Annotated in this window: 9 protein-coding genes and 1 tRNA gene; 4 read left to right on the forward strand and 6 right to left on the reverse strand. The window is 30.7% G+C overall.

All coding sequences use genetic code 11. From position 1 onward, the window contains the following. Nucleotides 1-237 precede the first annotated feature (237 nt). The 5 genes from CQA76_RS08305 to zwf all read right to left on the reverse strand — a co-directional run bounded on the left by CQA76_RS08305 (nucleotide 238) and on the right by zwf (nucleotide 6,343). Nucleotides 238-1,440: a sugar MFS transporter gene (locus tag CQA76_RS08305; protein WP_137622931.1), complete on the reverse strand. Its 1,203-nt coding sequence runs from the start codon at nucleotides 1,438-1,440 to the stop codon at nucleotides 238-240. Nucleotides 1,441-1,452: 12 nt separating this feature from the next. After that, nucleotides 1,453-3,096 (reverse strand): glucose-6-phosphate isomerase, encoded by a 1,644-nt coding sequence (gene pgi, locus CQA76_RS08310; RefSeq protein WP_137622932.1) that lies wholly within the window; start codon nucleotides 3,094-3,096, stop codon nucleotides 1,453-1,455. Then, complete coding sequence (locus CQA76_RS08315) at nucleotides 3,093-4,106, reverse strand: glucokinase (RefSeq protein WP_137622933.1); 1,014 nt, start codon at nucleotides 4,104-4,106, stop codon at nucleotides 3,093-3,095. The genes pgi and CQA76_RS08315 overlap by 4 nt, the downstream gene beginning before the upstream one ends. Next, nucleotides 4,087-4,767, reverse strand: coding sequence for a 6-phosphogluconolactonase (gene pgl, locus CQA76_RS08320; protein ID WP_137622934.1), 681 nt, complete (start codon nucleotides 4,765-4,767; stop codon nucleotides 4,087-4,089). Before pgl ends, CQA76_RS08315 begins: the two co-directional genes overlap by 20 nt. A gap of 175 nt (nucleotides 4,768-4,942) precedes the next feature. Next, entirely contained in the window at nucleotides 4,943-6,343 is a 1,401-nt protein-coding gene (zwf, locus tag CQA76_RS08325) for a glucose-6-phosphate dehydrogenase (RefSeq protein ID WP_137622935.1), read from the reverse strand. 147 nt (nucleotides 6,344-6,490) lie between these two features. Here zwf and edd point away from each other — a divergent pair, with 147 nt between their 5' ends. From edd to CQA76_RS08345, 4 genes are read left to right on the forward strand one after another with little or no spacing between them, the layout of a single operon-like run. After that, a complete protein-coding gene (edd, locus tag CQA76_RS08330; protein WP_137622936.1) occupies nucleotides 6,491-8,293 on the forward strand; it encodes a phosphogluconate dehydratase in 1,803 nt (600 codons plus the stop codon). A gap of 10 nt (nucleotides 8,294-8,303) precedes the next feature. Continuing rightward, a complete protein-coding gene (locus tag CQA76_RS08335; RefSeq protein ID WP_137622937.1) occupies nucleotides 8,304-8,930 on the forward strand; it encodes a bifunctional 4-hydroxy-2-oxoglutarate aldolase/2-dehydro-3-deoxy-phosphogluconate aldolase in 627 nt (208 codons plus the stop codon). Between the two features lie 9 nt (nucleotides 8,931-8,939). Next, complete coding sequence (locus tag CQA76_RS08340) at nucleotides 8,940-10,181, forward strand: galactokinase (RefSeq protein WP_137622938.1); 1,242 nt, start codon at nucleotides 8,940-8,942, stop codon at nucleotides 10,179-10,181. Then, entirely contained in the window at nucleotides 10,178-11,674 is a 1,497-nt protein-coding gene (locus CQA76_RS08345) for a UDP-glucose--hexose-1-phosphate uridylyltransferase (RefSeq protein ID WP_137622939.1), read from the forward strand. The genes CQA76_RS08340 and CQA76_RS08345 overlap by 4 nt, the downstream gene beginning before the upstream one ends. A gap of 36 nt (nucleotides 11,675-11,710) precedes the next feature. On the opposite strand, the gene CQA76_RS08350 is transcribed toward CQA76_RS08345, so the two are convergent. After that, nucleotides 11,711-11,787, reverse strand: a tRNA-Ile gene (locus CQA76_RS08350). Between the last annotated feature and the right edge of the window lie 20 nt (nucleotides 11,788-11,807).

The raw sequence follows: 11,807 nt of genomic DNA on the forward strand, positions 1-11,807 counted from the left end.
TAAAGAAAAAGATAATTAAAATTTTATTCTTTAACAAGTTCAGTAAAATTGTTTTTAAAACTTGCTTGTGACTTTTAACATTGGTAAGTAAATAGAACACACTTTAAGATTTTGGTTATAATTTTATTAAATAAAATACGTATGGTTCTTAAAGTGGAGTAAAAGTTGCAATTATATACAAAATAAGCTTAAGGGAATATGAAATAAAAAGTGAGGAATTCACTTTTTATTCGAAAATTATCGAGTCTTGTATCCTTTCAAAGCAAAAAATAAAACAAAAAAGTAACAAAGCATCGGAACTATATAAGATAAAAGCAAATTAAAATAATCAGCTACTAAACCTTGAACAGGTGGCATAAGAGCACCGCCAACAATAGCCATGTTGATAATTCCAGAAGCTTGGCTTGTAAATTTACCTAAATTTTTCGTTGCTAAAGAAAAAATAGTTGGAAACATAATAGAGTTAAATAATCCAATTAATATTAATGCTATCATACCAACTGTTCCACCACTAACCAAAACAGCTAATGTAATCAAACAAATATTCATAATAGAATTAAATGCTAAACATTTATTTGGAGCAATTTTAGTCATAATAGCACTTCCTACAAATCTTCCTATCATAGTTCCACCCCAATAAAAAACTATATATTTTGCTCCTGCTATTTCTTCTATGCCTGCAAACTCTTTCATAGTCAAAATCAAAAAAGATCCTATAGATACTTCGGCTCCAACATAAAAAAATATAGCCGCTGCACCTAAAACAAAATGAGAGTATTCAAATACACTTTTCTTTCCATCATGGTTTTCATTACTGACTTGTTCGGCTTTTTCTCTTACATCTGGGAGTTTTAAAAGATAAATCACCACAGCTAAAAGTATTAAAACTCCAGCAATTCCCAAATAAGGAACTTGCACCGATTGTGCTTCTTCTATTTTGCTAGCATATTTTACAGTGTCTGAAAGTATAAACGCGGCACCAAAAAGGGGTGCTAAAGTTGTCCCTAGAGAATTAAAAGCTTGTACTAAAGTTAAGGCTGTAGCTTCTTTTCCTGGAGCAAGTAAAGTTACAAATGGATTTCCTGTTGTTTGAAGTAAGACGATTCCACTTGCTAAAATAAAAAAAGCACCCAAAAATATAGGATAAGAAGCCATAGAAGCTGCAGGATAAAAAAGAACGCAGCCTATTGCTGTTAATATAAAACCTAAAATAACTCCTGCAGGATAACCAACTTTTTCTAAAAGCTTTCCAAAAATTCCTCCAGTTACAAAATAGGCTCCAAAAAAACAAAATTGGACCAAAGCTGCCTCAAAATAATTAAGCTCAAAAATCACTTTAAGATGGGGTATTAAAATGTCGTTTAGCACCGTAATAAAACCCATAACAAAAAATAATGCTGTTAGTGCTGTTAATACAAAATTATTTGATCTTGTTTGCATAATATTCTCTTTCTAGCTTAAATTAGCTTTTTTATAAATTTGAATTAAATGTTTTGTAGAACTATCATGATCATGATTTTCTTTTCCTTGCAATTCTGCTAAAATGGTTTTAGCAAGCTCTTTGCCAAGTTCAACACCCCATTGATCAAAACTATTGATATCCCAAATTACACCTTGAACAAAAATTTTATGTTCATATAAGGCTACTAAAGAACCTATATTTTTAGGATTAATTTCTTCAAGTAAAATAATATTACTAGGTCTATTGCCCGAAAAAACTCTATGAGGCGCAAGCTTTCGAATTTGATCTTCATTAAAACCCCTATTAGACATTTCTTTTTGAACTTCTTCAAGAGTTTTTCCTCTCATAAAAGCCTCAGCTTGTGCAAAAACATTACTAAGTAAAATTTCATGATGTCCCGGCAAACTCCCCTTTTTGCTTAAAGATGCAATCAAATCAATTGGACTTAAGTGTGTTCCTTGATGTAAAAGCTGAAAAAAAGCATGTTGAGCATTAATACCTGTATCACCCCAAATAATAGGGCCTGTATCATAATCAACTTTTTTGCCGTCTTTTCTAACTTGCTTACCATTGCTTTCCATATCTAATTGCTGTATAAATTTAGGAAGATATTTTAATACAGAATCATAAGGAGCTATGATATGACTACCTGCATCAAAAAAATTAATATACCAAATACCAATCAAACCTAAAAGAACGGGCATATTTTTTTCAAATGGCTCATTATAAAAATGCTCGTCCATTAAATAAGCCCCTTCTAATAAGGATGAAAAATTCTCTTTACCCAAATAAATCATAATAGCCAAACCTATGGCAGACCAAAGACTATAACGCCCACCTACCCAGTTCCAAAATTCAAACATATTTTCTGAATCAATACCAAATTCTTTCACCGCTTCTTTATTTGTTGAAACAGCCACAAAATGTTTGGCTATATACTTTTCATCTAAAGCATGATTTAAAAACCATTTTCTAGCTGTAAATGCATTGGTTAAAGTTTCTTGAGTTGAAAAAGTTTTAGAAGCCACTATAAATAAAGTTGTTTCAGGATGCACCTGATCTAAAACCCCTTGTAGTTGAGTACCATCTACATTGGAAACAAAATGCATATGTAATCTTGGATGTCCAAAATTCTTTAAAGCTTCACACACCATTAACGCTCCAAGATCAGACCCTCCTATTCCTATATTAACAACATCGGTAATCACTTGATTTGTATAACCTAGCCAAGTTCCTGTTCTTAAGGCATCAGAAAAATTTTGCATCTTTGTCAAAACTTCTCTAACATTAGGCATAATATCCATATCATCAATTTTAATTGGATAATTCCCCTTATTTCTTAAAGCTGTGTGTAAAACGGCTCTATTTTCGGTTGTATTGATTTTTTCACCTTTAAACATAGCAGCCATTTTTTCTTTTAAAGAGCATTCATTGGCTAAATTAAATAAGAGTTTTAAAGTTTCATCATCAATACGATTTTTTGAATAATCGAGTTTCAAATCTCCAGTTTCTAAAAAATATTTAGTTCCTCTACTTTGATCTTCTTTGAACAAATCTCTCATATGTATGTCTTTTACTGACAAAAAATGATTATGTAGTTCTTTATAAGAATTTAAATGTGTTAAAGATTTCATTTTTCACCCTTCACTTGTTTTAAATTATAATCTTTTAAATGATTTTCTAAAGCAACTGCGGCCCCACTAATACCTGGGTATTTTGCTAAAACTATATAAACAGGAATTGCGGCCAAATAAGCATCAAACCTTCCCTTATTCTCAAAACGTATTCTAAAAGGCGAGGTTTTGAAATAATCGATAAATCTAGGAATAATACCTCCACAAAGATACACTCCTCCTCTAGCTCCTAAAGTTAAAGCTAAATTTGACGAAACTGTTCCTAACATTGCACAAAATATATCTAAAGTTAAACGACATAAAGGAGATTTGCCACTTAAGGCTTGTTCGCTAATGAGTTCTGGAGTCATCTTTGAATTTTTAATTCCTTCTCTGCTAGCCAAGGCTTCATGTATAAGCACCAAACCTGATCCGCTTAGAAAACGTTCAGCAGAGACGTGGCCATATTTTTTTTTCGCATACTGCCAAATCATGATTTCAGTATCATCAAAAGGTGCAAAACTAACATGCCCCCCCTCTCCAGCTAAAGCTATATAGCCACACCCTTCACATGGAATCAAACCGCTTACTCCAAGCCCTGTTCCTGGACCCAAAACAGCTTTAGGCGCATATAAATCGCGAGAAGTTCCACCTACTTGCATAAGCTCTGAAGGAGGCATTTTGGTTATTGCATAAGCTTGAGCTGTGAAATCATTGATTAGTATCAAAATTTCTAAATTTAAAGCCTGTCTTGTTGTTTCAATAGAAAAAGCCCAATGATGATTTGTCATTTGAACCCAATCTCCTAAAACAGGATTGGCAATAGCAAAAGCACCAAATCGAACTACTGGATTGCCAACTTTATTTAAATAAGCTTTTGCTGCATCCACAACAGTATTGTAATCTTGGCAAGCCAAAACCTCTACATTATCAATTTTACCCGGTATAGTTTCTAATGCAAATCGAGCATTAGTACCTCCAATATCAGCCAAAAGTCTTGGATAAGATTTTTTATTTTGAGAAGTAGACATCACACATTACCTTTTTTGAATGAAGTATATAAGATATAGGAAATTTTGGATTTAAGCCTTTAGCTGCCTCATCAAAAACAATTCTTTTTTCATTTGTAGCTATTGATAAAAATAATTTTTTACATCTTTCCAGTGCCGATAAAGACATGGAAAGTCTTTTATAAGGAGCGTTTTTTGGAGTTGTCAAGACTATATTCTGATCTGTTGTTAAAGCAAAATCAATTTCATCTGCTTCAGGAAATAAAGATGCCGTATGACCATCAGCACCCATACCAAGAATAGCAATATCAGGTTGCTTGTAAAAGATATTTGCGTTTTTCACTAAATCATCTAAAGAAAGATCGGTATTTTCAAAAAATGGTTTAAAACATGCTTTTTCGGCTAAATTTTTTAAAAAATGAGTTTTAATCAATCTTGCGTTACTATCTTCATGATTCTGATCAACTATTCTTTCATCAACTAGTGAGATATTACACTTTCCCCAATCACACGCTTCCTTGCTTAATGTTTCTAAAAACAAAATAGGAGATTTTCCTCCTGAAAAAGCTAAATTCACACTATCTTGAGTCAATAAATTTTGTTTTACAGATGTAACAAAAGCATCAACTAGAGCTTTGTTGCATTCTTCTATGTGCGAAAATTCATACATTTGGAATGCCATTTTTTCCTCCTTATTTAGTTTTATGAAAAACTCTTAAACATTTAGTTCTATTATTGATCAAGCAAGAATATAACAAAGTTTTACTTAAATAAACAATTAATTAATAAATCATTTATTAAAAATTTTGAAAAAATGTTTCAAATTTACTCAATATAAAACTATATGTCAAATTTTATTAGCAATTATGCCATTCATGCCCATCTTTTCGGATAAGATCAAATGCTTCTTTAGGTCCCCAACTTCCGGCAAGATAATAATATAAAGGGGTTTTATTTTTTTGCCAGTTTTCTAAAATAGGATCAACCCAAGCCCAAGCTGTTTCTAATTCTTCCTTGTGGTTAAAAGATGCTTGATTACCTTCAATTACATCTAAAATTAATCTTTCGTATGGTTGCATCACCGAAGCACTATTTAAATTCAAAATCAAATTATTTTCTTCATAATCCATTGTTTTTCCAATTTTTTTAACCTTTAAATTTAAAGAAATTTGATTTTCTGGTTGCAAACGAATAATAAGTTTATTAGGATTAGAATTTAAATCTTCTTTATTTTTAAAATAAATCACAATTTGTGCAAAAGAGCTAGCCATCCTCTTACCTGTTCTAATGTAAAATGGAACTCCTTTCCAGTTATCATCTAAAAGTTCAGCTTTTATTGCAACAAAAGTTTCAGTTTGACTGTTTTCTTTAATGTTATCTTCAGCTAAATAAGCCTTAAATTCACCAGATTTATCATATTGAGCTCTAATAACGTTATTTTTTATATCTTCATCATTTAAAGGTTTTAAACTCTTTAAAAGTTCAAGTTTTGCACCCCTAATAGATTCAGCATCCAATTTTTTCGGTATTTTCATAGCAACCAAAGAAAGAATTTGTAAAATATGATTTTGTATCATATCTCTTAACGCACCTGTGCTATCATAAAATTCTCCCCTGCCCTCAACACCTAAAGTTTCAAAAACACTGATTTCTACATAATCAACATGATCTTTTTCCCACAAAGAAGTAAAAATAGGATTAAAGGCTCTTAATACTAAAAGATTTTGAATACTCTCTTTTCCTAAATAATGATCAATTCTATAAATTTGTCCTTCTTTATAATACTTTGCTATTTCGTTATTAATGGCTTGACAAGATTGCAAATCCATACCCAAAGGTTTTTCTAAAATAATCTTTACTCTCTCATCATTAAGTCCCACCAAAGTTAAATTTTCACATGCTTTAATAAAAAATTCTGGTGAAATTGAAAAATAAATAACAATGTTTTGACTTTTGTTATCAATTTTTTCCTTTAAGAGATCAAAATCTTTTGTTTCATTTAAATTTATACTTAGATATTTAATATTACGTGTAAATTCTTCCCATTTTTGTTCATTACAATTTTTAATATGAATTTTAGAATTATTATTTAGCTTTTCTATAAACTGATCCGTGTTTAAGGCACTTCTACCTGTAGCAATCATCTTCCCAATAGGAGGCAAAAATCCATCTATATAAGCTTGATAAAGAGAAGGGAAAATCTTTCTCATCGCCAAATCACCAGTAGCTCCAAATAAAATAAAATCAAAACTTTGCATAATCTTTCCTTTTAACTAAATTTTAACTTTTTATACTATCATCAGTATAATAAAACATAGATTTTAGAATTTTTATCTAAAATTATGGCATAATTAAGTACAAAAAATGTTACAATAAAAAAAATAAATTTTAAATAAAGGATAAATATGGCTTTAAAAAAACTTGAACAAATCACTCAAAAGGTAAAAGAACGAAGTCAAAAAACTAGAGAAAGCTATTTAGAACGCATTTTAAGTCATGGAGGAAAAATTCAAAGAAAGGATTTAGGATGTGCAAATTTAGCTCATGCTTATGCTAGCATACCCGATCACATAAAAGAAAGAATCAAAGAAAATAAAGATTCAAATTTTGCCATAATTTCCGCTTATAACGATATGCTTTCAGCTCACCAACCTTTTAAAAATTATCCAGATATTATCAAAAAAGAATTATTTAAAAATCACGCTTTTGGGCAATTTGCTGGTGGAACTCCAGCTATGTGTGATGGTATTACTCAAGGTTATGAGGGAATGGAACTTAGCCTGTTTTCTAGAGATGTGATAGCTATGAGTGTAGCTATAGCTCTTTCTCATAATGTTTTTGATGGAGCTTTCTATCTTGGAGTTTGTGATAAAATCGTTCCAGGTCTTTTAATAGGAGCCTTAAGTTTTGGGCATTTACCAAGTATTTTTGTGCCTTCAGGACCTATGACTAGCGGGATTTCTAATGATGAAAAATCAAAAACAAGACAACTTTTTGCTGAAGGTAAAATTTCACGTGACAAACTCTTAGAAAGCGAAATGAAATCGTATCATGATATTGGCACTTGCACTTTTTATGGAACGGCTAATTCTAATCAAATGATGATAGAATTTATGGGACTACATTTACCAAATTCTGCTTTTATTAATCCAAATACACCTTTAAGAGAAGCTTTAGTTAAAGAAGCTGCAACTCACATGACTCAAAACGAAATCAAACCTATAGGAGAGCTGATCAGTGAAAAAAATATCATCAACGCTATGATAGGATTGATGGCTACGGGTGGATCAACTAATCATACCATCCATCTAGTAGCTATAGCTCGTGCAGCAGGAATTATCATTAACTGGGATGATTTTGACGCTATTTCTAGCATAATCCCACTTTTAGCAAGGGTTTATCCTAATGGTAAAGCCGATGTCAATCAATTTGAAGCAGCTGGAGGCTTAGCCTTTATCATCAATGAACTTTTACAAGAAGGGCTTTTGCATGATGATGTAGAAACTATCATGGGTCAAGGAATGCAAGCTTATACCAAAAATCCTTTCTTAATTGACGGTAAGATAGTCTATAAAGATGGGGTTAAAGCAAGCAAGGAAGAAAATATACTAAGAAGTATAAACAATGCTTTCTCAAAAGATGGTGGGGTTAAAATTTTAAAAGGAAATATAGGAAGAGCCGTGATTAAAATTTCAGCCGTTAAAGAAGAACATCAAGTTATTAAAGCTCCAGCAATAGTATTTCACTCTCAGCAAGAATTTTTAACAAGATTTCAAAATAAAGAATTGCAAAAAGATTTTATTGCTGTTTTACCCTACCAAGGTCCAAGAGCAAGTGGTATGCCAGAACTGCATAAACTCACTCCTCCGTTAGGAATTTTACAAGATCAAGGTTTCAAAGTTGCACTAGTAACAGATGGAAGGATGTCAGGAGCCTCTGGCAAAGTACCAGCAGCTATCCATATGAGTCCTGAAGCTTTACTTGATGGAAATATAGCTAAAATCAAAGATGGAGATATGCTTTTGCTTGATGCAAAAAATGGCACTCTTGAAATTTTAATTGATGAAACAGAATGGAAGCAAAGAAAAGCTAGTGAATTTAAAACGAAAGAGGTTTTTGGTTGCGGAAGAGAGCTTTTCGCAGGATTTAGAACACAAAGCTCAAGTGCTGAAACCGGTGCGATGAGTTTTGGTGGATATTTTAAATAAAGGAGAAAAAATGCAAACAAAAGAAATTTTAAAAGTCAGTAAAATCATTCCAGTAATTACAATTTATGATCTAAAAACGAGTGTAGATCTAGCAAAAGCTTTGATAGATGGAGGGATTAAAATTTTAGAAATCACTTTACGCACTCAAGAAGCTATTGAAGCTATAAAACTCATAGCAAAAGAAGTTCCAGAAGCTATTGTAGGAGCTGGAACGGTATTAAACGCTAAAATGTTAGAGGAAGTAAAAAATGCAGGGGCTAAATTTGCCATAAGTCCAGGTTTAAATGCTGTATTTGCTAAAGAAGCAAAAAATATTGATTTGCCTTTAATTCCAGGAATTGCTACTGCTGGTGAATTAATGCTTGCTCTTGAATTTGGTTTTGAAAATTTAAAATTTTTTCCAGCACAAGCCGCAGGTGGAATAAATATGTTAAAATCATTTTCCGCTCCCTTTCAGAATGTAAATTTTTGTCCAACCGGTGGAATTAATTTGAATAATATGAATGATTATTTAAAATTAGATAATGTTCTTTGTGTCGGAGGTTCTTGGCTTACCCATAAAGAGTTAATTTTAGATAAAAAATGGGATCAAATTACTCAAATTGCTAAACAAAGTTTAGAACAAATTTCTCAATAGGTTTTAAAAATGCAAAAATTAAACAAAAATTTAGAAAAATTATATGGAGAAAAACTTTTAATCCAGCAAGAACAAAGATACTTAGAAGCTTTGGAACATTTTAAAAAACTTTATCCTGATCACAGTCATTTTAGTTTTTATTCTTCTCCAGGTAGAACAGAAATAGGTGGTAATCATACTGATCATCAACATGGTATGGTTTTAGCTGCTGCTGTAAATTTAGATATTATTGCTGTAGTTACACCTAATCACAAAAATGCTATTTGTATTAATTCAGAAGGTTTTAATCTTAAAGAAATTGATTTAAATGATCTAACGCTTAATCAAAATGAATTTGGTACTTCAGAAGCTTTAATAAAAGGAATTTGTTCTAAATTTAAAGATTTGGATTATAATATACAAGGATTTGATGCTTACATCACTTCAGATGTTTTAAAAGGCTCGGGACTTTCTTCTTCAGCTGCTTTTGAAAATTTAATTGGCACTATTTTAAATTATGAATTCAATGATGCTAAAATTCCGCCAACCCAAATAGCACTTATAAGTCAATATGCTGAAAATATTTATTTTGGTAAATCCTGCGGCTTAATGGATCAAATGGCTAGTGCCTTAGGAGGTTTTTCTTTTATGGATTTTAAAGATCCTCAAAAACCTTTTGTAGAAAAAATAAATTTTGATTTTCAAAAAAGTAATTATTTTTTATGTATTGTAAATACAAAAGGAAATCATGCGGATCTTACTTCAGATTATGCTTCAATTACTCAAGAAATGCAACTTGTAGCCAAAGCTTTTGATAAAAAAGTTTTAAGAGAAGTAAATGAAAAAGATTTTTTTGACAATATTGCAAAGCTAAGAGAAAAAATTCATGATAGAGCTCTTTTGCGCGCCATTCATTTTTTTAAAGATAACCAAAACGCATTTAAGGAAGCCGAAGCTTTAAAAGGTAATGATTTTATAAGCTTTAAAAATTTAGTTAAAAATTCAGGTGATTCTTCTTTTAAATTTTTACAAAATATTTTTTCTTTATCCAAACCTTTAGAGCAAAATTTAGCTTTAGCTCTAGCTTTGAGTGAAAAAATTTTAGGAGATAAAGGTGTTTGTAGAGTTCATGGTGGGGGTTTTGCAGGAACTATTCAAGCTTTTGTGCCTTATGAGCTTGTAAAAGAATATGAAGAAAATATGAAGAAAGTCTTTGGTGAAGATTCTTGCTATATGCTAAATATAAGAAATGTGGGTGCTACAAAATTATGATTTATTCTCTTATTGATCAACTTATTTCTTACGCTATAGAAAAAAAACTTATTAAAAAAGAAGACAAAATCTTTCACATCAATACCCTGCTTGATCTTTTTGAACTTCAAGAATATAAACAAGAAAATAAAATTTCTAAAATGGCATTAGAAGACATTTTAAATACTCTATTGGATTATGCTTGTAAAAATAAACTCTGTGAAGATAATAGTATAGCAAGATCTTTATTTGATGTTAAAATTATGGGACTTTTAACACCAAAACCTAGTGAATTAATCTCACAATTTAAACAATATTACCAAAAAGATCCAAAAAAAGCGAGTGATTTTTTTTATCAATTCAATCAAGATTGCAATTACATTAGAACTTATCAAATTAAAAAAGATATCAAATGGCAAAGCTCAAATACATATGGAAAATTCCAAATCACAATCAATCTTTCAAAACCAGAAAAAGATCCAAAAGCTATTGCTAAAGCCAAAGAAAATAAAAGCACTGATTATCCTAAATGTGTTTTATGTAGAGAAAATGAAGCTTATGCGGGAAATTATCACCATCCCGCCAGACAGAATTTAAGAATTTTGCCTATAAAACTTGCTAATGAAAATTGGTTTTTTCAATACTCACCCTATGTCTATTATAAAGAACATTGCATTATTCTTAATCAAAAACATACACCTATGAAAATTTGCAAAAAAACCTTTGAAAGATTATTTGATTTTCTAAAAATATTTCCTCATTATTTTATAGGATCAAATGCTGATTTGCCTATAGTTGGAGGTTCTATTTTAAGCCACGATCATTTTCAAGGAGGTAACCATACCTTTGCTCTTAATAATGCAAAAATAGACAAAAAAATTAAAATTAAAAATTTTGAAAATATAGATGTTGGTATTGTCAAATGGCCATTGTCCATCATAAGAATTTCAAGTAAAGATGATAAAAAATTAATAGAATTGGCAAATTTTATCCTAAAAAAATGGAGAAACTATAGTGATAAAAGCGTCAATATTTTAGCAAAAACTCAAAATATATATCACAATACCATTACTCCAATAGCAAGAATGAAAAATTCTAAATTTGAACTTGATCTAGTTTTAAGAAACAATAGAACAGATAAAAAACATCCTTTTGGTATTTTTCATCCACATGAGCATTTACATAATATAAAAAAAGAAAATATAGGTCTTATAGAAGTTATGGGACTTGCTATACTGCCTCCTAGACTCAAAGAAGAACTAAAACTTTTAAGTGATTATATCCTTAATAATAAAAATATAAACACTAATGAAAAGATTAAAAAACACGCCCAATGGGTTCAAAGTTTTCTACCTAAATATAAGAATATGAGTAGTAAAAATATAGAAAAAATTCTACAAGAAGAAATCTCTAAAGCATTTATAGAAGTATTAGAAAATTGTGGAGTTTTTAAACGTAACGAACAAGGAATGAAAGCTTTTGAGAAATTTATAAACACCCTATCTAAAAATTAAAAAATACAATTGAAACAATTTAGTATTACTATCCAATGGTGGGCCTAACAAGACTTGAACTTGTGACCTCACCCTTATCAGGGGTGCACTCTAACCAGCTGAGCTATAGGCCCTTATCATGGTGGAGAATAGC

The sequence above is a fragment of the Campylobacter aviculae genome, assembly GCF_005406215.1.
GTDB classification, from domain to species: domain Bacteria; phylum Campylobacterota; class Campylobacteria; order Campylobacterales; family Campylobacteraceae; genus Campylobacter_D; species Campylobacter_D aviculae.